The sequence below is a fragment of the Stutzerimonas stutzeri genome, assembly GCF_051028275.1.
GTDB classification, from domain to species: Bacteria; Pseudomonadota; Gammaproteobacteria; order Pseudomonadales; family Pseudomonadaceae; genus Stutzerimonas; species Stutzerimonas stutzeri_AS.
Map to the genome: position 1 here is coordinate 3435075 of NZ_CP069269.1, position 23472 is coordinate 3458546.

General features: G+C 60.9%; 15 protein-coding genes. 5 read left to right on the forward strand and 10 right to left on the reverse strand.

The genetic code is table 11. From position 1 onward, the window contains the following. Positions 1-23: 23 nt before the first annotated feature. From JQR87_RS15980 to nosR, 5 genes are all read right to left on the reverse strand, one after another. Complete coding sequence (locus JQR87_RS15980) at positions 24-851, reverse strand: ABC transporter permease (protein WP_407295253.1); 828 nt, start codon at positions 849-851, stop codon at positions 24-26. Continuing rightward, positions 848-1774 carry an ABC transporter ATP-binding protein gene (locus JQR87_RS15985; RefSeq protein ID WP_407295250.1) on the reverse strand — a complete coding sequence of 309 codons (927 nt, stop codon included), beginning with the start codon at positions 1772-1774 and terminating at the stop codon, positions 848-850. Before JQR87_RS15985 ends, JQR87_RS15980 begins: the two co-directional genes overlap by 4 nt. Next, positions 1771-3081, reverse strand: a complete 1311-nt coding sequence (locus tag JQR87_RS15990; protein WP_407295247.1) for a nitrous oxide reductase family maturation protein NosD — start codon at positions 3079-3081, stop codon at positions 1771-1773. The genes JQR87_RS15985 and JQR87_RS15990 overlap by 4 nt, the downstream gene beginning before the upstream one ends. A gap of 71 nt (positions 3082-3152) precedes the next feature. Further along, entirely contained in the window at positions 3153-5066 is a 1914-nt protein-coding gene (nosZ, locus tag JQR87_RS15995; RefSeq protein ID WP_407295244.1) for a TAT-dependent nitrous-oxide reductase, read from the reverse strand. 30 nt (positions 5067-5096) lie between these two features. After that, positions 5097-7313, reverse strand: a complete 2217-nt coding sequence (gene nosR, locus JQR87_RS16000; RefSeq protein ID WP_407295241.1) for a transcriptional regulator NosR — start codon at positions 7311-7313, stop codon at positions 5097-5099. Between the two features lie 147 nt (positions 7314-7460). On the opposite strand from nosR, the gene JQR87_RS16005 reads away from it, so the two are divergent. Further along, the gene (locus JQR87_RS16005; RefSeq protein WP_407295239.1) at positions 7461-7649 is read left to right on the forward strand and encodes a hypothetical protein; all 189 of its coding nucleotides are present in this window, start codon (positions 7461-7463) and stop codon (positions 7647-7649) included. 148 nt (positions 7650-7797) lie between these two features. On the opposite strand, the gene JQR87_RS16010 is transcribed toward JQR87_RS16005, so the two are convergent. From JQR87_RS16010 to JQR87_RS16025, 4 genes are all read right to left on the reverse strand, one after another. Next, on the reverse strand, positions 7798-9060 hold the full coding sequence (locus JQR87_RS16010) for an acyl-CoA dehydrogenase family protein (protein ID WP_407295238.1): 1263 nt from the start codon (positions 9058-9060) through the stop codon (positions 7798-7800). Positions 9061-9246: 186 nt separating this feature from the next. Next, a complete protein-coding gene (locus tag JQR87_RS16015) occupies positions 9247-9687 on the reverse strand; it encodes a CopD family copper resistance protein (protein WP_407295237.1) in 441 nt (146 codons plus the stop codon). Positions 9688-10085: 398 nt separating this feature from the next. Further along, on the reverse strand, positions 10086-11084 hold the full coding sequence (locus JQR87_RS16020; protein ID WP_407295235.1) for a TRAP transporter substrate-binding protein: 999 nt from the start codon (positions 11082-11084) through the stop codon (positions 10086-10088). A 344-nt stretch (positions 11085-11428) separates the two neighbouring features. Next, a complete protein-coding gene (locus JQR87_RS16025) occupies positions 11429-12424 on the reverse strand; it encodes a TRAP transporter substrate-binding protein (protein WP_407295233.1) in 996 nt (331 codons plus the stop codon). A gap of 357 nt (positions 12425-12781) precedes the next feature. Here JQR87_RS16025 and JQR87_RS16030 point away from each other — a divergent pair, with 357 nt between their 5' ends. From JQR87_RS16030 to JQR87_RS16040, 3 genes are all read left to right on the forward strand, one after another. Then, positions 12782-13732, forward strand: a complete 951-nt coding sequence (locus tag JQR87_RS16030) for an NAD(P)/FAD-dependent oxidoreductase (protein WP_407295230.1) — start codon at positions 12782-12784, stop codon at positions 13730-13732. A gap of 89 nt (positions 13733-13821) precedes the next feature. Continuing rightward, a complete protein-coding gene (locus JQR87_RS16035; protein WP_407295228.1) occupies positions 13822-15198 on the forward strand; it encodes an L-serine ammonia-lyase in 1377 nt (458 codons plus the stop codon). A gap of 162 nt (positions 15199-15360) precedes the next feature. Next, a complete protein-coding gene (locus tag JQR87_RS16040; RefSeq protein WP_407295226.1) occupies positions 15361-19533 on the forward strand; it encodes a CheR family methyltransferase in 4173 nt (1390 codons plus the stop codon). A gap of 1210 nt (positions 19534-20743) precedes the next feature. Here the strand turns inward: JQR87_RS16040 and JQR87_RS16045 are convergent. Continuing rightward, positions 20744-22300, reverse strand: coding sequence for a sigma-54-dependent transcriptional regulator (locus JQR87_RS16045; RefSeq protein ID WP_407295224.1), 1557 nt, complete (start codon positions 22298-22300; stop codon positions 20744-20746). A 275-nt stretch (positions 22301-22575) separates the two neighbouring features. Here JQR87_RS16045 and phhA point away from each other — a divergent pair, with 275 nt between their 5' ends. Beyond that, positions 22576-23361, forward strand: a complete 786-nt coding sequence (phhA, locus tag JQR87_RS16050) for a phenylalanine 4-monooxygenase (protein ID WP_407295221.1) — start codon at positions 22576-22578, stop codon at positions 23359-23361. Positions 23362-23472 lie beyond the last annotated feature (111 nt).

The following is a 23472-nucleotide window of genomic DNA, read 5'->3' on the forward strand; positions in this document are numbered from 1 at the left end:
GTTACAGTTTTCCTTCTCGTTGATCAGACAAGACGACGACGGAACACGCCGTAGGCCAACAAAAGAGCAGCGCCCACCCAGAGCACGAGGCACATCCAGAGCGCGGCGGCCGGCATCGGCAACTCGCTACCCAGCGACAGCACACCCATGGCGTTGCCGCCCTCGAAGCCAGACAGATTGATCAAACGGTAGATATCGGCCGGGTTGAGTAGCAGCAACCAGGGCAGCAATTCGGGGTTGAAGGTGCCTTCGCTGAGCACCAGCAAAGCCAGCAGCACCAGATCGAACACCAGCACGAAGAGAAACCACACACCGAGCGCCAACCCGGCCGCGCTGGACTTCTCGCTGACCTTGCTACTCAGCACATAGGCCATGGCCAGAAATACCCAGCCGAGCAGGGTCGAGGACAACATGAAGCGACCGAAGGCCCAGAGCAGCAGACCTATATCAACATTCTCGACCAGCAGCGCGATGGCCAGCATGGCGCAGCCAAAGCCAATCACCACCGCCAGCGCCAGGATCAGCCCATGGCCCAAAAATTTGCCTAGCAAAATCTGGCCGCGCCCCAAGGGATAGGTCAGCAGCAACATCAGGGTGCCGCCCTCGTCCTCTCCGACAACGGCATCGTAAGCCAGCAGCAGCGCAATTAGCGGCATCAGGAAGGTCGCCAGACTCGCCAGACTGGCAACGGTAGCCGGAATCGAGGTGAAGCCCAGCTGCCCGGACGCGGCAGCGCCGAGCCAGGCGATACCCACCGCCAGCACCGCGAACAACAGGCTGATGGCAAGCAACCAGCGGTTGCGCAACCCATCGCTGAACTCCTTGCGGGCGATGTTCCAGATCGGGTTCATAGCGCGCCCTCCGCAGCGCGGACGTCACCGGTGCGCTGCATGTAGTAGCGATACAGGTCTTCGAGCGATGGTTGGTAGATCTCGATGTCATCCGGCTGCCCTTCGCCGAGCAACTCGCGCAGCAGCGGTAGTTTGTGGCCGTTGATGGCTGACACCTCGACGCTGCGCTCACCCAGCGAACGAGCGCTATGGCCCGCGCGCGCCCAACGCTGCAACCAGCCGGCACTGTCGCCGACACCACTGGCGCGAATGCGCGTGGGCAGCCCAGCCTCGACGCGCAGTTGCGCCAGAGTGCCCACCGCCTGCAGGCGGCCCTTGGCAAGAATCGCCGCGCGATTGATATGCGTCTCGACGCCGGGCAGCACATGCGAGCAGAGAATAACGCTGGTGCCGCGTTGGCGCATCCGGTCGATCAGTTGATAGAGATCGCTTGTAGCGATGGGGTCGAGCCCCACGGTGGGCTCGTCGAGCAACAGCAGGCGCGGCTCGCCGAGCAGCGCTTGGGCCAAGCCGAGACGCTGGCGCATGCCCTTGGAATAGGTCTCCACCCGACGCTCAGCGGCGTGGGCCAGATCGACCTGTTCCAGCAACTGGTCCACCTGCTTTAGCGGTGCATCTTTCAGCCGAGCGAAATGCCGCAACGTCTCGCGGCCACTGAGTTGCGGATAGAACGTCACGTTCTCGGGCAGGTAGCCGAGCTGGCGTCGGACCTCCGGATCATTCGGCGCGCGGCCCAGTACCCACACCCGCCCTTCGCTTGGTGTCAGCAGGCCGAGAATCAACTTCATGCAGGTGGTCTTGCCCGCGCCGTTATGGCCGAACAGGCCCAGCACTTCGCCCTCGGCGAGGGCCAGGTTCAGACCATGCAGCACGGACATGTTGCCGTAACGCTGATTCACGCCCTGGATTTCTACAGCGCTCATGGCGTTGGCTCCTGCGTCTTGCTTATCAAGGGTTCGGTTGACGGCTTCATCAGCGGATGGCTGTCCTGCACACCTGGCGACTTGACCACCGGAAAGGCACGCTGGACCCAGCGCAGCACCTCGATGCTCGGGCTGTTCAACAGCAGCCGCACCTGCGGGTACATCCAGAGCAGGCGGTCCACGTTGTCGTTGGGCTCGTAAGGGACGTCGCCCAGGCCGTCACCGTTGCGGTCCCAGCCGAGATAGTCACTCCAGTAGTTGCCACGTCCGTCCTGCGACCATTCCTGGGGGCGGGTCGCGACGTACTTGACCTGCTGTTGATTTCCGACGAAGGCGTTGCCCGAAATGCGGTTGTCTTCCGAGCCAGCGGTGAGATGGATGCCCATGTCGCTGCGCCGGAAGTGGTTGTTCTCGATGGTGTTGAACAGCGAGTTGTAGATGAAAAGCGCCTTGCCCTCACCTCCACTGATCATGGCGTCACCACCGGTATCGCCCCGTTCGACGTCGGTGATGACGTTGTCCTTGAGGGTCGAGTAAGTGATGTAGTTCATCAGGATGCCGTAGTTCTGATCCTGCTCGGAACGGTTGCCGATCACAGTCAGCTTGCGGCTTTGCATTAGGGCGTAGCCTGTACGGGTACGGCGAGTGATATTGCCGATCACACTGTTGTCGTTGGCGAACATGTAGTGCACGCCGTAGCGCAGATCCTCCAGCACGTTGCCTTCGATGTGGTTGCCGTTGGAGGTGTCGATGTAAATGCCGTCGCGGGTATGGCGCACCTGGTTGTCGATGATCCGCGCGCCGCTTACCGCGTAGAGATGAATGCCGTTGCCACGGTCCTGGGAACGGATGCTCGTGTCGCCTTCGATCCGGTTGCCGATCAGGCTGACATCCCGCGAACTATCGACCCACACGCCGAATCCCGGGCCACGCAACCGGTTGTTGCGGATCACTACACGCTGCGCCTTGGGCTGAATGAAGATGCCCGCGTTCATGGCTGTGAGGTCGCGACCCCAGTCGACGACGGTACAGCCATCGACCGTTACGTCAGAGGCCTCGATCAGCAGACCGTTGCCCTCGCCACCTGCCTGAAAGACAGCGCCGGAATCGCAGATCAGTTCCATCGGTTGATCGAGGCTGAACTGGCCTGGGTAATCGCCCGCCGGCAGGCGCCAGCGGTTTTCCCCTTCCGCCTGCAACGGCAGGCGGGTGATGGGTTGCGGGGCAGCCAGGGCGACCCCGCAGGAAAAGGCCAGCAGCAGCGCTGCCAGCGGTTGTAACCTGCCTATCGCCTGAGCTCTGAGCACTGCGTTTTTCCTCTTCAGCTTCCAGGCAGATGAAAAGGCGGGACCGGAGGCTCCGTTCCCGCCCGGTTGCGTTACGCCGGCTCGACCATCATTCGGCCAACCATCTCCATATGCAGCGCGTGGCAGAACCAGCTGCAGTAGTACCAATGCAGGCCTGGCTTGTCGGCGGTGAAGGTAATGGACGAGGTCTGCTGCGGGCTGATTTCCATGCTCGCCCCGTGGTTGGTCATCACGAACCCATGAGACACGTCCTCAATCTGGTCGATGTTGGTGATGACCACCGTCACCTCATCGCCCTGTTTGACGGTGAACTCGGTCAAGCCATAGGTCGGCGCCATGGAAGTCATGTAAACGCGCACCTTCTTGCCGTCGCGGATGACCTTGTTGTCGGTTTCTAGATTGATGCCGTCCTTCTTGGCCATCTCCACGGTCGGCGCAAAGAACGGATCGTTGCGGTCCCAGATCTTCTTCGGCTTGATCTGATCGCGGCGGGCCAGGATGCAGTCGTGCGGCTCGGCGTAGGTCGGGCCATCGTGCACCAGCTTCATCTCATCACCGGATATATCGATCAGCTGGTCGTTCTCCGGGTGCAGCGGGCCGGTCGGCAGGAAGCGGTCCTTGGAGAACTTGCACAGCGCCACCAGCCATTTGCCATCAGCTTCGTTGGTTTCGGTCAGCGAGGCATGCAGGTGCCCTGGCTGATACTGCACGTCCAGCTTCTGCTTGATGTAGTTGACCTTCTCGCCGTTGTAGGCGCGTACCGCATCGGCCATGTTCCACTTCACCACCTGGCTGTCGATGAACAGCGTGGTGTAGGCGTTGCCGCGGCCGTCGAAGGTGGTGTGCAGCGGGCCGAGCCCCAGCTCCACTTCGGCGACGATGGTGTCGCGCGGGTCTTGTAGCTTGTCGGCGAACAGATCTGGCAGCTTGGCGATCTCGATCATCGAAACGGTCGGCGAAAGCTTGCCGTTGGCAATGAAGTATTTGCCATCGCTGGAGGTGTTCAGGCCGTGCGGGTTTTTCGGCACCGGAATGTAACGCGTGAACTGGCTGTCTTTCTCGTTTTGCTTGCGCCCATCGAGCACCGGCACATTGGAGTCGCCGAGAGTGATGAACTTGCCCGCCTTGACTGCTTTTTCGGCTGCCTCGATGTCGAATACCACAACCCAGTCGCGCTCATTGCGCATCATGCCGCCCAGGTCGAAGGCCTTCTCCGAGTTGTAACAGGTGGCGGCGGTAAAGCGGCCGGTGTAGTCCGCGTCGGTGTTGTCGAGGTTGCCGTCGACGATGATCTGGAAGGCCATCTCCATCTTTTCGGCGTCGATGACGTTGTACATGGTGTAGCTGTTTTCATGCTGCAGATCGAAGACCTTGCCGTCGTTCGGGTGCGGAATGATGAACTCGGCGTTGGCGAACACATACTTGGTGTGCGGCACCTTCTGCAGACGCAGACCGTGAATGGCCTGGACATTGGGGATGGTGATCATCTTGTCGCACTTCATGATATCCAGGCGGATACGCGCGACGCGGGTGTTGGCCTTGTCATTGATGAACAGGTATTTGCCGTCGTATTTGCCATCGGTCATGGAAATGTGCGGGTGATGGCAGTCGCCGTTCTGGTACTTGGCGCTCTCCCCCATGATGTGCCGGCTTTCGTTGGTCAGCCCCCAGCCGGTGGCTGAATCGACGTTGAACACGGGAATACGCATCAGTTCGCGCATCGACGGAACGCCCATTACCCGCACTTCGCCCTGATGGCCGCCGCTCCAGAAACCGTAGTAATCATCCAGCTCGCCTGGTGCGACGTGGATCTTTTGCTGCGCGTCCTTGACCGCTGCCGCCCAGGTTTCGCGGCTCATCACCGCACCACCAAATGCGGTCGCTGCCACTGCGGCACCGGTCAGCGCGCTGGCGCCAAGGAAGCCACGGCGGCTTAAGCCGCTCTTTTCCAGGGCTTCGGGTGTGTGCATGCTCTTCTCGCTCATGGGTATTGCTCCTTATCGTGTACGGACAGGTCAAACGATCGGTTGTGGGCGTTCGCGGTCTGGCGCATCGCTCTGCGGGCCCACCACTTGCACGACAGGGATCAGCGTCGGCTCGCCCGGCGCCTTCTTGCCGCGCTTGGCGCGCTTGTTCTTCACGATCAGCGGCGGGCATTTGTTTTCGTTGTGGTAGGTCATTTGGCAATCCAGGCAGTAGTGGCACTCGTTGTGATTGATGTGCCCATCTGGGTGAATCGCCTGGACTTCGCATTCGTTGGCGCAGGCCTGACAAGGATTGCCGCACTCCTTGCGCCGCTTGAGCCAGTCGAACAGGCGGAAGCGGCCAGTGATTGCCAGGCCTGCCCCCAATGGGCAGACGTAGCGGCAATAAACCTTGCGGGTGAAGATATTGATCGCCAGCAGAAACACGGCGTAGGCGACGAACCACCACTGGCGGTCGAATTTGAGCGTGATGGCCGTTTTGAACGGTTCCACCTCGGCGGCCTTCTCGGCCATCGTCATGGATTCCAGCGAGATGCCGAACAGCACCAGTAGCACGATGTACTTGATCGCCCAGAGGCGCTCATGCACTGCGAAGGGCACCTCGTACTGACGAATCTTGAGCTTGCGAGCGGCCTCGTTGATCAGCTCCTGCAGCGCACCGAAGGGACACAGCCAGCCGCAGAAGACCCCGCGGCCCCAGAGCAGGATGCTCGCGGCGGTGAACACCCAGAGGATGAAAATCACCGGATCAGTGAGGAACAGCTCCCAGCGGAAATCCTGCACCAGCGCATGAACGAAGGTCAGCACATTGACCACTGACAGCTGGCCCAGGGCATACCAGCCGATGAACACCACGGTGAAGATCAGGTAGCCGTGGCGCAGTTTCTTCAGGAGGTTGGGGTGCTGGGTGAGCGTGTCCTGCATGAACAGGATGACAGTCAACAGCGCCAGCGCGGCCAGGATCACGCCAATCTGAAAGCTCTGCTGGTACCAGATATTGACCCACATCGGCCGATTGGCTTCCTCGATGGCGGCCAGTTCTTCAGCTGTCGGCTGCGGGCGATCGAGGTACTGCTCAGGCATCTGATACGGCAGTTCGAAACTGCTGAACATGCCGCTGACCGGCCCCGTCTGACGGCGCACCAGCAGTTCCAGCGACCAGGGCGAACCGGGATCGAACGTCGCGTGCTCACGAACGATGAACACCGCCATTTCCCTAAATTCGGGCATGCCCTCGGCGTACACGTCATCCAGGCGTTGGAAGTCCATGTCGCGGAAACTGATGACGTTGCCGAACTGGCGCAGCTGCACTCGATCGAAGATGCCGCCGCGCACATAGCCCGAGCCCTTGAACGAGTATTCGCCACTGCCCATCACGGCGATGGCATGTTCGCCTGGCTTGAGCTGATCCATCAGGCTGGCGTAGTCGCTGTCGCCCAGCAGGGCTCGGCCTATGGTTGGCGGATTCAGGTGGGTGGCGTACAGATCAATGAAGGTGTCTCGCACCTCGTCGGCCGCAGCCTCATCGATGCCTTCGGCCTCGGTGCCTTTGAATGCCTGATCAATGTCGCCCTTGGTGAGGTGCAAGCGGCGAATGGCACCATTGCCGGTCAGCTCGCTCCAGCTGGCGCGCTCGTAGTAATCGTTACGAATGGTAGCCGGCTTCTGCGCAATGCCGGCTTTGTCATCAACCAGCCCCAGAGACAGCGCAACATCACGGGCGGCGCGCATGACGATCTCGTTAACCACCATCACCGTGACGGTGGCTCCCGTAACGGCATCGATGGTGACGGCTTTCTCGTCCCGAGAGCGGCCAACCACGACCCGCTGATCCACCCCGATGCCTTGGTACTTGGCGGTGAAAGCGTGCAGTTGTTCTTCGGGAATGCCGATCAGCAGAATGGGTTCGTGGTGCTCGAGCACGTAGGCATCGACGATCATCCCCTTAGGATCAAGCAACACGTGCATGTTGATGGGCTTGCCGGAATAGGCCGGAATGTCCACAACATTAATCGACTGGAAGGCGTAGCCCAGAACCTGTTCGCCATTGGTGATCGTGCGAACCAGGTACTCACCTTCGGCAGCCGAGACGCTTGCACTGGGAAAAAACCGCTCGATGCGCTGCTGCTCGACTTCGTAGTCCTTGGCCTGCGCCGGGACGATCAACACAAGCAGCACCAGCAACAGCGCGAAGCCACGCCCCCGGGCGCGTGCGGCGCCGGTGAGAAAAGAGCAATGCGGCTTCATGTGCGGCCCACTTCAAGGCTGAATGTGGTGCCATGGTAGGAAGCGCTACCGGCCGCTCTCCTTGATGAATATCAAGCTTGCTTCGCTCTGGCCTGATAACGCAGCCTTTGCTCAAAGCGCCGCCATGCCCCGACCGTAGGAGCCAGCTTGCTGGCGATCCGCAGCCGCTCGGTGTTCATGATCGCGAGCAAGCTCGCTCCTACAAAAAAAGCAAACCCGCTCGCCGGCGAAGCTCGCTCCAAGCACCGCCATGCCCCCGACCGTAGGAGCCAACTTGCGGGCGATCCGCAGCCGCTCGGTGCCCATGATCGCGAGCACGCTCGCTCCTACAAATAGCAAACCCGCTCGCCGGTGAGGCTTGCTCAAAGCGCCGCCATGCCCCGGCCGTAGGAGCCAGCTTGCGGGCGATCCGCAGCCGCTCGGTGTTCATGATCGCGAGCACGGACCATTGGAACCTGATTTCCACGAAACCTTGCTTGGAACATCAAGCCCTTGACCGATGGCGGCCTGGCGGCGTCAGGTAAGCCGCTGTTGCCCCGCGCGTGGCCTCGCTGGCCTTGATTTCCATCTTGGCAATGCTGCGCAGGTGGACCTGGTCCGGACCGTCCGCGAAGCGCAAGGCGCGACCAGCGGTCCAGATGTCGGCCAGTGGCGTGTCAGGCGTTAGCCCCATGCCGCCGTAGGCCTGCATGGCGCGATCGGCAACATTGGTCAGCATGCGCGGTACCAGCGCCTTGATCATGGATATTTCCTTGCGCGCGGCCTGGGCACCGACCTCATCGATCATCCACGCAGCTTTCAGCACCAGCAGCCGCGCCTGTTCGATCTCGATGCGCGACTCGGCGATCCAGTCGCCAAGGTTCGCGTACTGCTGCAGGTACTTGCCGAACGCTTTGCGCTCCTGGCAACGCTCGACCATCAACTCCAGGGCCAGCTCGGCCATGCCGATCGATCGCATGCAATGATGGATGCGCCCCGGCCCCAACCGCGCCTGCGCCATCATGAAGCCGTCTCCCTCCCTGCCCAACAGGTTGCTCGCCGGCACCCGGACATTGCGCAACAGCAACTCGCTGTGCCCTTCCGGCGCCAGATGATTCATGATCGGGATATTGCGCACCAGCTCGACGCCGGGCGTATCGAACGGTACGAGAACCATGCTCTGCTGCTGATGGGTCTCCGCAGCCGGGTCGGTTTTTCCCATCACGATGAGGAGCTTGCAATTGGGATGCGAGGCGTTGGTGATGAACCATTTGCGTCCGTTAATCACATAGCTGTCGCCGTCACGGCGTATCAACGTCTGGATATTGGTGGCATCCGAGGAAGGCACGTCCGGCTCGGTCATGGCGAAGGCCGAACGGATCTCGCCTTCCAGCAGCGGAGACAACCAGCGCTGGCGCTGCTCCGACGTGGCGAACATGTGCAACAGCTCCATGTTTCCGGTATCTGGCGCGTTGCAGTTGAACACCTCGGATGCCCAATGCACACGGCCCATGATCTCGGCCAGCGGCGCATATTCCTGATTACTCAGGCCCATGCCGGGTTCGTCCTCACCGAGCGAGGGCAGGAACAGGTTCCACAACCCTTCCAAGCGCGCCAGCGCTTTCAGATCCTCCATGAAGGATACGGGATAAGCGCCAGCGGCAACCTCCATATGCCAGGCACCTACTCGCGGCACGATGTACTCATCCATGAACGTGCGCAGTTGCTGGCGCAGCGCTTCGACTCGTGGGCTGTAGGCGAAATGCATCGGATACCTCGGCAATCTGACGGGTGTAATGCATGCACCATAGGCGCGGTTCAGCCGAATATGAACGAGCCTAAAGCGGCTGAATCTGCCGCCAATCACGCTCGCCGATAGCGCGTTGGGATTGACTGACGTCATCGTCCGCCACGCGCCGATGCAGTATGGAAACTGGGTGAACGAGGCCGGTCCTTACCAGTGCAGGTAGAACATCCCCTTGGCCAGCAACACGATGCCGACCATCTGAGCAAAGATGACCCAGTGGATGCGCCGATAGCGTGCCGGCGTCATGCGCCCGCTGCGCAGCAGCATGGCGACCATGCCAAAGGTGAAGAAGACACCGACCGCCAGCAGGATCTTGAGTATCAGCAAGGTCGCGAAGCTGCTGCCAAACGGGTCCTCCAGCGCATGGCGATGGTGCCAGGCCAGACCAATCCCCGCGCCGTAGACGAACAGCACGACCCAGTGCAGTACCACCCGCGACTGCGCACCGATGGCCTTGTCCACGGGCTGCATCAGCTCCGGCTGAATCTTCTGGCGAACCCGGCCAAGCAGCGAAACTTCGACGAACAAGGTGCCAATGAAAAAAATCGCCGCCAACAGGTGGACGACATGCAACAGGGAATAGGTCATCACGGCTCCTCTGAAGTAAGCGCAGCCAGCCTAGCAAACAGTCGGCATCAGCCGAACAGGCCTAACGATTCCGGCGCGCTCAGGCCGACGTCGTCACGGTGGTCTGGCGCTTAGCGGTATCAAGCCGCTGAACCCACCGAACCTACAACCCAGTCGTGACGAGCATAACTATCTCATCGGCCCCTGTTAGCGTACCGGTTTACGTATCGAAGGGAGCTGGCTGGCCATTCGCCACTGCCGGAGATCGAGCATCACCGCGGCCGCTGGCGCTTGTCTATGCCGCTCGCGACGAGCAGCGGAACAACGCGCGGGGTGCTGGCTGAATGGCTGGAGGAAGCGCGGAGCGAAGGGGTGTGTCCAGCTCGCCGACCTGTCAGGCCGGCGAGCGGATGTACGGATTAACGCTTGCGGTTGACTGTCAGTGCGGCGCGGATGACGTCGGCACCGATTTCCGCCTCGTAGGCCTGCCAGACCGGCATCATCTTTTCTCGCCAGGCTTGACGCTGCTCGGGGGTAAGCGCAATCAGCTTGCTGCTGCCGCTGGCGATAATCGCGGCACGGTCGCGCTGGTTCAATGCGGCGGCTTCGCGATTCACCGCCTGGGTGACTTCGAGAATGATGTTATCGAGCTCTGAACGCACCGCGAAAGGCATGCTCATCCAGAACTTCGAGCTGGTGATCAGCATGTAGTTGAGCACCCCGTGATTACTCTCGGTGATGAACGGCTGAACCTTGTGCATGTTCTGGCTAACGATGTTGGACCAGGGGTTTTCCGCGCCCTGAACGACACCCGACTGCAGCGACTTGTACACATCGGCGAACGGCAGCACGACCGGCTTGGCACCCACTGCGCTGAACTGTGCGTCCAGGACCGCCGAGGGCTGTATGCGGAACGCCAGCCCGGCGGCGTCGCCGGGCAGACGAAGCGGCTGCGTGGCCGATAGCTGCTTCAGACCGTTGTTCCAATAAGCCAGACCATAGATGCCCGAGTCGGCCATGGAGCGTAGGAGCTCGCGGCTCATTTCGCGGGACTGGAAGCGCTCGACGGCAGCCTCGTCATCGAACAGGAACGGCAGGTCGAACACCTGCAACTTTTTCGTGTACTTGCCGAACTTCGACAGCGACGGTGCGAGGATCTGCACCTCGTTGTTCAGCAGTGCCTGCATCTCGTCGGCATCCCCGACCAACGTAGAGTTGGGGTAAACCTCGACCTTCACTTTGCCCGCCAGACGTTCATGTACCAGCTTCTGGAACAGCAGGGCTCCCTTGCCCTTGGGCGTATCGTCGGCCACCACGTGGGCAAACTTGATGACGTAAGGCTCACCTTCGGCCGCCATGACCGAGGCACCCAACCCACACACGACTGCGACCAGCGCAGCGACACAAGACTTGAACATCTGCCCCCCAACGGGAAAGCCCGAATCGACGCCTTGCGGGCACCGTTCGAGTGGTTAATCGACAACGATAAGCCTGACTCACGTAACGGTGTGGTCGGTCCGTTTTTTAGTTAGAACTGGCCAGATCACTTCGACTGTTGCGGTCGGCAGCTGGCCTTATAGGGTATGCGGTCGGCCAAAAGCAGGGCGCTAGAGCCTATGCCCACCGGGCGGAAGTCTTCGCGAACACCGGACGTGGCACAAGGCCGGAAAGTCCAACCAGATCTCAAAATGAGACATTGGTTGAGCGCGCGGTGAAGCGCGCTCGATGGCAGTCAGCCGAAACCGGCCCCTGCCCGAAGGCATTAGCGCCGGTTGACAGTCAGCGCTGCACGCATGACATCGGCGCCGATCTGCGACTCGAAGGATTGCCACACCGGCTGCATCTTGTCGCGCCAGGCCTGGCGCTGCTCGGGTGTAAGCGTAACGAGCGTGCTGTCGCCGCTGGCCAGGATGCGCTCACGCTCGCGCTGGTTGATCGCCGCAGCTTCGGCATTCACCGTCTGTGTCACTTCGAGCAGGATGTTCTCCAGTTCGGAGCGTACCGCGAACGGAATGCTGGACCAGAATCTGGAGTTGGTCACCAACATGTAATTGAGCACGCCATGGTTGGTTTCGGTGACATAGCTCTTTTTAACGCCCGCATGCTGCCCGCGCATGTTCGACCAGGGGCCTTCGGTGCCTTGCACCGTGCCGCTTCGCATGGCTTTCGCCACATCGGCGAACGGCAGCCGGACGGCCTTGGCATCCACTGCGGCGAACTGCGCTTCGAGCACCGGCGATGGCTGAATACGGAACGCCAGACCCGCCGCATCCGTTGGGCTGCGCAAGGGCTGGCTGGCGGATAGCTGCTTGAGCCCGTTATTCCAGTAGGCCAGCCCGTAAATCCCACGGTTGGCCATCGAGCGCAGCAGCTCGCGGCTCATCTCCCGCTTCTGAAAGCGCGCTACAGCCGCTTCATCGTCGAACAGGAACGGCAGGTCAAAGACTTCGAGCTTCGGTGAGTATTCGGTGAATTTCGACAGCGAGGGCGCCAGCATCTGCACCTTGTTGTCCAGCAGCGCCTGCATCTCATCGGCGTCACCAACCAGCGTCGAGTTCGGGTAGACCTCGACCTCCACTGCGCCGGCGAGTCGCTCTCGAACCAGCCGCTGGAACATCAAGGCGCCCTTACCCTTCGGCGTGTCGTCCGCCACTACATGGGCGAACTTGATCACGATGGGCTCCGCAGCACTGGCTATTGCCGGTGCAATCAACAGATACAGCGCCGCACATGGCGCAACTAAGAATGACTTGAACATCTGACCCCCACGGGAAATAAGCTCGATGCGACGCCTGTTGAGCATCGTTCGAGTGGTGTATTGCAGTTCGATGTGTGTTCAGCCGATACCTGGTAAGGCACGCCGAATGGGTACAGCGAGGTGATCAGAGCACCGCAACGAATCGCAGGCTGACCTTTATTGGAATGGCGATGACCAGTCAGTACGAATTGAATCCGCCGAGTCATCGAGCGCCGCAGTGTTGGCTATCTGAGGCTCTAGCACAAGGGTTCAAGGGCCAACCAGCTCTCAAAACCAGACATTGCGCTCATCGGAGAACCCGAACTTTCAAGCGGCGCGCTATTTCTACAGGCTACAACCCAGCCATCCCGATTTGCCATGAACGACGTTTCGACCCAACCAGCACCGACCCCCGACCTGATCGACTGCCTCATCGTTGGCGGTGGGCCGGGTGGACTGACCGCCGCGCTCTATCTGGCGCGTTTTCGCCGCAGCTGCCGGGTGGTCGATGCGGGCTCCAGTCGCGCTTCATGGATACCACGGTCGCATAACTATCCCGGATTCCCACCGGGCATCAACGGTAACGACCTGCTGGCTCGCCTGCGCGATCAGGCCCGCAGCTATGGCGCAGAGCTCGAGCATGGCCGGGTGGAACATATCGAACCCCACGCCGACGGCTTCAGCGTGCGCTACGGCGACAAGACCTGCGTGACCCGACGGATCATCCTCGCCACCGGCATTGAGGATACGCTGCCGGACATGCCCGACGTGGACCAGGCCATCGGCGAAGGCAAGGTCAGGCTCTGCGCGATCTGCGACGGCTACGAAGTGGACGGTCACAACGTTGCGGTCTACGGCGAGGCTGAAAACGCCATCAGCCATGCCGTATTCCTGCGCACCTTTACCGACCGCGTGACGGTTGTGGTAAACGGCGAGCCCAATGCATGCGACCAGGCCATCGCACTGGCCGAGCACTACGACATCCGCCTGATCAGTGACCGCGTCGAGTCACTGCATCCCTGTGAAACGGGCATTGAGCTGCTTACTTGCAGCGGCGAGCGGCACCACTTCGACATTATCTATCCCAGCCTCGGCGCACGGTACCGCTCGGACTTGGCGCTGCAACTCGGCCTCGACTGCGACGAGTGCGGCGGCGTCCGGGTAGATGACCACCAGCAAACCACCCTGCGCGGCTTTTATGCCATCGGCGACGTGACCATGGGCCTCAAGCAGATGAGCGTCGCCATCGGGCAAGCGGCGCAGGCGGCGACTGCGGTGCACAATAGCCTCGAAGCCAACCCCTGGGGCGGAACGGAAGCGACTCGCTGACGACAGGAAACGAAACAGTGCTTTGCAACAGCTGAACGGTCTCGGCAGTCTAGGCTAGATAAAAAGCCTGTTCGCTTCGGAGCAACCGCATGTCACTCAGCGTGTTCGACCTGTTCAAGATCGGTATCGGCCCGTCCAGCTCACACACCGTAGGCCCGATGCGAGCTGCGTTGCGCTTTGCCGAGGGGCTCAAGCGTGACGGGCTTCTGGCTGGCACCGACCATATGCGGGTGGAGCTGTATGGCTCGTTGGGCGCCACGGGTAAGGGGCACGGCAGTGACAAGGCCGTGCTGCTGGGGCTCGAAGGCGACCTGCCGGAAACCGTCGACACGGCGAGCATTCCTCAACGCATGGCATCGATGCGCGAATCAGGTGAGCTGCGCCTGCTGGGCGAAAAGCTCATCCCTTTCGATGTAGGTAACGACCTGCAGCTGATCCGCAAACCGCTGGCGTTCCACCCCAACGGCATGATTTTTCGCGCGTTCGACGCAGCCGGGCTGCAGCTGCGCAGCCGTGAATACTACTCGGTGGGCGGTGGCTTCGTGGTCGACGAGCAGGCCGCTGGCGACGACCGGATTGTCGAAGACCGCACCGCCCTGCCCTACCCGTTCCGCAGCGCTGCGGAGCTATTGGCACTGTGCAGCGAACATGAGCTGTCGATCAGCCAGCTGATGCTGGCTAACGAGGCCGCCTGGCGTCCAGAAGCCGAAACACGGGCCGGCCTGCTGAACATCTGGCAAGTGATGCAGGAATGTGTGACCGCAGGCTGCCGCACCGAAGGCGTGATGCCGGGAGGCTTGAAGGTCCAGCGCCGTGCCGCCGGACTTTACCGTCAGCTCAGCGAACACCCCGAGGCCAACCTCAGTGACGCACTCACGGTGCTCGACTGGGTCGACCTCTACGCCCTGGCGGTGAACGAGGAGAACGCCGCCGGCGGCCGGGTGGTAACCGCACCCACCAACGGCGCGGCGGGGATCGTCCCGGCGTTGCTGCACTACTACATGCGCTTCATTCGTGGCGCCAACGAAGAGGGTGTAGTGCGTTTTCTCCTGACGGCCGCAGCCATCGGCATTCTCTATAAGGAGAACGCTTCGATTTCGGGGGCCGAGGTCGGCTGCCAGGGTGAAGTGGGCGTTGCCTGCTCAATGGGTGCCGGTGCCCTCTGCGAAGTGTTAGGCGGCACGCCGCAGCAGGTCGAGAATGCTGCCGAGATCGGCATGGAGCATAACCTCGGACTGACGTGCGACCCGGTCGGCGGGCTGGTCCAGGTGCCCTGCATCGAGCGCAACGCCATGGGCGCGGTCAAGGCGATAAACGCGGCACGCATGGCCCTTCGCGGTGACGGCCACCATTTCATCTCCCTGGACAAGGTGATCCGTACCATGCGCCAGACTGGCGCCGACATGAAGAGCAAGTACAAGGAAACTGCTCGCGGCGGGCTGGCAGTGAACATTATTGAATGCTGACCACCCTCCGCGCTGCGGCTATCGTTTCGTGCTGGCAGTAATCGCCATCACAAACCCTTATCATCCAGTAAGCGGTGCCACGTTTGACGGATGGATTTCGTCGCCCGGGTTGCTGTCTCCCTGTTGATGACCGGGAACGTCCCAAAAAATGCCGAGGAATCGATGAGCAACAGCCCTGAGCCGTCCACGCCCAAGAACATGCAACTGACCCGAAGCACGCTGGAGTTTCCTGTGGTCGGCATTGGCGCTTCGGCGGGTGGGATTCAGGCCCTGCTTACGTTGTTTGAGCACATGCCGAACGACTGCGGCATGGCGTTCGTAGTGATCATGCATTTGTCGCCTAAGCACGAAAGCAATATCGACAAGATCCTCCAGAACGTCACCAAGATCCCGGTGCTACAGGTCACCCAGCCCGTACCCATCGAGCGCAACCATATTTACGTGATCCCACCCGCACTGGACCTGTCCATGAGCGACGGCTACCTGCGGCTGCAGAAACCTGAGCGGGAACGTGGCCCGCACGTGGCGATCGATCTGTTCTTCCGTACGCTGGCGGATGTCCATCACAACCATGCTGTAGGGATCGTGCTGTCCGGCACCGGTGCGGACGGCTCGGTGGGTCTGGCGCGTATCAAGGAACAGGGTGGCGTCACACTGGCGCAAACACCAGAAGATGCCGAATACGATTCGATGCCTGCCAGCGCAATCGAAACCGGGATGGTCGACATCGTACTTCCTGTGGTTGAGATGCCGCAGCGACTGGTCGAGCTGTCGCAGAACCTGAAGGAGTTGCTCGTCAGAAAGGATCCGCTGGCGCCGCTGAGTGAGATCGAACAGCGAGACGCTGCCGATGGTGAGCTGGAACACACGCAGGCGCACGCCCAATCCAAACCGAATGAACTGGCGCTGCGCGAGATTCTCGCGGCGCTGCGCGCCCGCACCGGTCACGATTTCCGTCACTACAAGCAAGCAACGGTGTTGCGCCGCATCGAGCGACGCATGCAGGTCAACGCGTTGCGCGACATGCCCAGCTACGCCCGCCATCTGCAAAGCCATCCGGAAGAAACGCCGGCACTTTTAGCCGACATGCTGATCGGCGTAACCAACTTCTTTCGTGACCGCGAAGCATTCGAAGCGCTGGAGCGGGACGTCATCCCGGCAATGTTCCAGCAGAAGCTGAACTCCGAAGACAAGGCGCTGCGTGTCTGGTCAGCCGCCTGTTCTACTGGCGAAGAGGCTTACTCGCTGGGCATGCTATTGGTCGACCAGGCGGCAATCAGCGGCGCCCGCAGCGACGTTCAGTTGCAGATCTTTGCGACCGACATCGATGATCGCGCACTGGAGACCGCTCGCACCGGCGTTTACCCAGAAGCCATCATCACCGACGTGGCCCCCCCGCGGCTACGACAGTATTTTTACAAGGAACAGAACCATTTCCGCATGCAAAAGGAGCTGCGCGAGCGGATTCTTTTTGCGCGCCACAACATCCTGCGCGATCCGCCGTTCTCGCGGCTGGATCTGATCTCCTGCCGCAACCTGATGATCTATCTGGACCGGGACATCCAGATCGAAGTGCTGCGCATGTTCCACTTCGCCCTCAACCCCGGCGGCTATCTGTTCCTCGGCAGTTCGGAAACAGCCGATGCCTGTAGTCAGCTGTTCGCACCAGTGGACAAAAAAAACCGCATCTACCGTGCCAAGGAAGTAGGCTCTGCAGTTCGTCGGGCACCTACCGGGCCGTATCACGGACTCACCCTGACCACCCCGAGCCGGCCACCGTTCAGCGAACCCTCCAGGCGCAACAAGAAGTTTTCATTTGCCGATGTGCATCAGCGCGCGCTTGAGCAGTACGCGCCGCCTAGCGTCATCATCAACCACGACGCCGAAATCGTGCATATGTCCGACCGCGCAGGGAATTTCCTGCGCTATGTCGGCGGCGAGCCCTCGTTGAACCTCACCACACTCGTTCACCCGCAACTGCGCCTGGAACTGCGCACGGCGCTTTATCAGGCCACCCACACCGGCAAGAGCGTCGAAGCCCGCCGCGTACGCCTTGAGCGAGACGGGCGCAGCTTCTTTGTCAACATGGTGGTGCGACCATTCCGTGACAACGAGGCTGCCGGCGATTTCATGCTGGTGATCTTCGACGAAGTGGAAGCCTGCATGGACCCCAGCACGCTGGAAGATCCCAAGACGAAGGACAGCGTCCTGACCCGGCTGGAAGCCGAGCTGCAGCAGACCAAAGAGCAGCTGCAAATCACCATGGAGTACTCGGAAACCTCCACCGAGGAGCTGCGAGCCTCCAATGAGGAGCTGCAGGCCATCAACGAGGAGCTGCGTTCGGCCACTGAGGAACTGGAAACCAGCAAGGAAGAGCTGCAATCGATCAACGAAGAGCTGACCACCGTCAACTTCGAACTGAAGACCAAGGTCGACGAAACCAGCAAGATCAACGACGACCTGCAAAACCTGATCTCATCGACCGATATCGCCACGCTGTTCGTTGACCGCACGATGCGCATCAAATGGTTTACACCGCGCGCTCAGGATATCTTTAACGTCATCGGCAATGATGCAGGCCGCTCGTTACTGGACATCACTCATCGCCTCGACTATCCGCAGCTGCATACGGACGCTGCGAAAGCCTTCGAGGAACTTCACCTGGTCGAACGCGAGATCAAGAGCCGCGACGACAATCGCTGGTACCTGGCGCGCTTCCTGCCCTACAGGACATTGGACGATCGCATCCAGGGCGCAGTGCTGACCTTTATCGACATCACCGATCGGCGCCGCGCTGAAGAACAACTCCAGGCTGGCGAAGCGCACATGCGGCAGCTGGCCCAGAGTACCAAGGGCTACGCCATCATCACGCTGGATCTGGACGGCACGATCACCACCTGGAACCGCGGCGCGGTGAGCCTGTTCGGCTATAGCCCCGACGAAGCCATCGGCCAGAGCATAAACATGCTCTACCTCGACAGCGACCGCCAAATCGGCGTGCCGGAAGCCGAGCGCAAGCGGGCGCTGGAACAGGGCCAGGCTGCAGACGAGCGCTGGCATGTCCGACGCGACGGCGTTCGTCGATTCTTCAGCGGGCTGGTCAACCCGCTGGTGGATAACGACGGCAAGGTGATCGGCCTGGCGAAAATCGCCCGCGACCTTACCGATGAACGCAAACAGAGCTCGGACCAGCAGAATCAGCTCGCAACGATCCAGGCGGCCAACCAGCAGAAGGACCAGTTCTTTGCCGTGCTCTCCCATGAGCTCAAGCATCCGCTGAACCTGATCCAGCTCAACACCGATCTGTTGGCGCGCTCGCAGGCAGCAAAAAATTTCCCGAGTCTGCGCAAGGCGACCCAGGCGATCCAGAACGCGGTCCGTAGCCAGTCCCGGATCATCGACGATTTGATGGACGTCTCGCGGATTCGTACTGGCAAGCTCAAGTTGCAATTCACGACCTTGAACTACCAAGACCTACTGCGTGGCATCGAAGCGGTGTTCACACCGCTGGCGCACGCGGAAAACGTGACGTTTGAGACCTTCAAACCCGAGCACCCGATTTACATCCACGCCGACCCGACCCGGCTGGACCAGATCATCTGGAACCTGCTCAATAACGCCTGGAAATTCACCAAGGGCGGTGAGCGCATCTGCCTTCAACTCGAGCGCGACGGTGAACATGCCAGGCTGGACGTGATCGATACCGGCGAAGGGATCTCGGCGGAATTTCTACCGAAGGTATTCGATATGTTCGGTCAGGCCGAGATGCACCATGCCCAGCGTTCCAAGCATGGCCTGGGGATCGGCCTGGCGCTGGTCAAGCAGCTGGTCGAGGCCCACGGCGGCCGCATCGAAGCCTACTCGGAAGGCATCGGACGCGGTGCCAAGTTCAGCTTCTGGCTGCCCATTCACTTGCAGACCGAACTGCAACTCAGCGAGCTCGCCAGCGCTGAGGAGGTAGGCGGCTTGGCGGGGATCAGTATCTTGCTGGTCGATGATTCACCGGACATCCTCGAAACCATGTGCGAGCTGCTGGAAAGCGAAGGCGCGGACGTCACCACAGCCGATGGCGGCGCAAAAGGCATCGAGCTGGCCGAACAGAAATCATTTGACGTTATTGTTTCCGACATCGGCATGCCGGAGATTGACGGCCACAGGATGATGACGGCAATCCGCAACGGCCGCACCAATGCTCAAACGCCCAGTATCGCGCTGACCGGCTACGGCACCCTGCTCGACGTTGAGAAAGCCAAGGACGCCGGTTTCACTCTGCACTTGCGCAAACCCATCGACCTACAAGCCCTCATCGATGCCGTGACCCAGGCGGTGGTCTAGATCCGGCCTGCAACGGCTCGCTCCTCTTCGCAGGAGCGAGCTTTTTCGCGATTCTGGTATCAAACGCAACACAGCGGCTGTGTTCAGCACTGATCGCCAGCAAGCTGGCTCCTACAGGCTTGCCGCGGCCGGTGCGACTGCGCATTGTTGACTGACGCGGCAGCCGAGCCCGCCACATGAGCTCGGCTCATTCATTTTTATCGTAGGAGCGAGCTTGCTCGCGATCCTGGCATCAAGCGCAACACAGCGGCTGTGTGCAGCACCGATCGCCAGCAAGCTGGCTCCTACAGGCTTGCCGTGACCGATGCGACTGCGCTTTGATGACTGACGCGGCAGCGGAGCCCGCCACATGAGCTCGGCTCGTTCATTTCCATTGTAGGAGCGAGCTTGCTCGCGATCCTGGCATCAAGCGCAACACAGCGGCTGTGTGCAGCGCTGATCGCCAGCAAGCTGGCTCCTACAGGCTTGCCGTGGCCGGTGCGACTCCGCATTGTTGACTGACGCAGCAGCCGAGCTCGCTACGTGGGCTCGGCTCGTTCATTTCCATTGTAGGAGCGAGCTTGCTCGCGATCCTGGCATCAAACGCGACACAGCGGCTGTGTTCAGCAATGATCGCCAGCAGGCTGGCTCCTACAGATTTGCCGCGGGCCGGTGCGACTGCGCATTGTTGACTGACGCGGCAGTCGAGCCCGCTACGTGGGCTCGACTCGTTCATTTCCATTGTAGGAGCGAGCTTGCTCGCGATCCTGGCATCAAGCGCAACACAGCGGCTGTGTTGTGCTGATCGCCAGCAAGCTGGCTCCTGCAGGCTTGCCGTGGGCCGGTGCGACTTCGCATTGTTGACTGACGCAACAGCCGAGCCCGCCACGTGGGCTCGGCTCGTTCATTTTTTATTATAGGAGCGAGCTTGCTCGCGATCCTGGCATCAAACGCAACACAGCGGCTGTGTTCAGCGCTGATCGCCAGCAAGCTGGCTCCTACAGGCTTGCCGTGGGCCGGTGCGACTTCGCATTGTTGACTGACGCAGCAGCCGAGCCCGCCACATGAGCTCGGCTCGTTCATTTGCATTGTAGGAGCGAGCTTGCTCGCGATCCTGGCATCAAACGCAACACAGCGCCTGTGTTCAGCACTGATCGCCAGCAAGCTGGCTCATACAGGTTTGCCGCGGGCCGTACTCTGTGATCGCTAGCTACGCTGCTCAAGACTGGATTCAGACATCCTTGCCGATGCCGTGCGCCCTCAGTTTGTTCGCCACGGTTGTGTGTGAGACGCCGAGTCGTTTGCCCAGCAACCGGCTGCTGGGATGGCGCTGAAACAACTCTTGCAACACGGCCTTTTCGAAGCGACCGACGATACTGTCCAGATCGCCGTCCAGCGAGAAATCACCCAGTGGCTGCGGTGAGCCATAGTCCGGTAGGCGGATGTGTTCGGGTTTGATCACACCGCCCTCGCACAGCGAAACCGCCTGGAACAGGGTGTTTTCCAGCTGCCGCACGTTGCCCGGCCAGTGATACCCCGCCAGCCGCTCCAGCGCCTTGGGCGACAGGCTTGGCAAGGCGCAGCCGATTTGCCGGCTGGCCTGGTCGAGAAAGTGCTGCACCAGCGGCTCCAGGCCATCCAGGCATTCGCGCAGCGGCGGGATATGCAGCGACAGGACATTGAGCCGGTGATACAGGTCCTGCCGGAACTCGCCCTTGGCACTGAGTTCGGACAGGTCCAGCTGCGTGGCGCAGATCACCCGCACATCCAGATACACCTCCTCGTCACTGCCCACCCGGCGAAAGCAGCCGTCCTGCAGGAAGCGCACAAGCTTGGCCTGCAAGCGAGTACTCATCTCGCCCACCCCATCGAGGAACAGCGTGCCGCCAGTGGTCAGCTCCAGCAGGCCGAGTTTACCTTCCGGACGTGCGCCTTCGAACGCACCAGGCCCGTAGCCGAACAGCTCGGTTTCGGCCATGGATTCCGGCAGGCCAGCGCAATTGAGCGCCATGAAGGGCGACTGCCCGCGCGGGCTGGACAGGTGACAAGCACGCGCCAGCAACTCCTTGCCGGTGCCCGTCTCGCCTTCGATCAATAAGGGCGCATCAAGCGGCGCCATACGTCGCGCTTCTCGGACAACCGCAGCCATGACCTTCGAGCTCTGAAAGATGCTGTCGAAGCCACGCAGCTCCTGCTTGCGCACGTTATAGATGCGCTCACCGACACGGTCAGCGCGATGCAGCGTCAATACCGCCCCGGCCAGGGCTTCGCTGTCGTCATGCTCCGATTGCAGCGGCGCGATATCGGCGAGAAAGACGTCGCCCTTGATGGTGACGCGTAGACCGTTGATGCGCGCCTTGTTCGCACGCACCAGTTCCGGCAGATCGAAATCCTCGGCGTAACGCGACAGGCTCATCCCCGGCACCTCATCCACACGCACCCCGAGCAACTGTGCTGCGGCGCGGTTGGCCGCAACGATGGCCCCCGCCATGTCGATGGACAGCACAGGAAACTCCAGCGCGCCGAGCAATGCATTGAGCTCCAGCGAGTGCCGTTCGCTGGGCATCAACCCGACCTTGCGCACCTCGAACACGCCTTGCAGCGCCTCGATCTTCGGTCGCAGTGCCTGCAGTTGCAGGTTCATGAGGTTGGGGCAATGGAGGTAGACGGCATTGCCGTGTTCGCCGCCGACTTCGCCACGGGCCACGTTGATGCCGTAGTCGACGAGCAGTTCAAGCATGTCGCGGAGGATGCCAACACGGTTCTGGCAGAGAATCTTGATACGCATGACGGTGCCTTCAGGCCTGTTGTTCTTGTCATCAACGCCCTGAACAGGTTTCAGCACTTGGACGAGGATTTTCGTAAAGATTATTTGACGCAGCGATGGCCGATCAAGGCGAAAAACCCGACGGATGTGAAATGAGTAAGTTTTTCGTTACACCCCGGCCATCCGTATCAGGGTATCCAGGCGACCGAGACGCTAGGCAGCTGGCCGTTCGCACGATCAGATGAGGTATCTCATAACAACAAAGACTCAGGCGGCCGCCCCGCTCAGGAGGTCAGATGAAAGCCACGAAATACGTTGCCCGCGAGCCGGATGCGAATGGTCACATTCACTACACGGACGCAGAACATGCGGTCTGGCAGACCTTGATCGAACGCCAGCTGAAACTGCTCGACGGCCGGGCCTGTCAGGAATATCTGGATGGCATCGAGCAGCTCGCGCTCCCAAACGACCGCATCCCCCAGCTCAGCGAAATCAACCGGGTGCTGGGCGCGACCACAGGGTGGCAGGTCGCGCGAGTTCCAGCACTGATTCCCTTCCAGACGTTCTTCGAGCTGCTGGCGAGCAAGCGTTTCCCGGTGGCCACCTTCATCCGTACGCCTGAAGAGCTGGACTACCTGCAGGAGCCGGACATTTTCCACGAGATCTTCGGCCACTGCCCGCTACTGACTAATCCCTGGTTCGCCGAGTTCACCCACACGTACGGCCAGCTCGGCCTCAAGGCAACCAAGGAAGAGCGCGTCTACCTGGCGCGGCTATATTGGATGACCATCGAGTTCGGCCTGGTCGACACGCCAGCCGGGCGTCGCATCTACGGTGGCGGCATCCTCTCCTCACCCAAAGAGACGCGCTACAGCCTGTCCGACGAGCCCGAGCACCAGCTGTTCGACGTGGTCGAAGCGATGCGGACGCCGTATCGCATCGACATCCTGCAGCCGGTGTATTTCGTCCTGCCCGAGCTCAAGCGTCTGTTCGAGGTGGCCCATGAAGACATCATGGCCCACGTGCGCGCCGCCATGCAGCTGGGCCTGCACCCGCCGAAATTCCCGCCGAAAGCGGCGTAGGGTGGAACACTGCGAAGCATTTTCCACGTGTCCGTTTCGCCCACCACGACGTCTTGCAGCGGCGCCGATCGCTCCGACCAAATTGGTGGATGAGCCTCTGGCGTCATCACC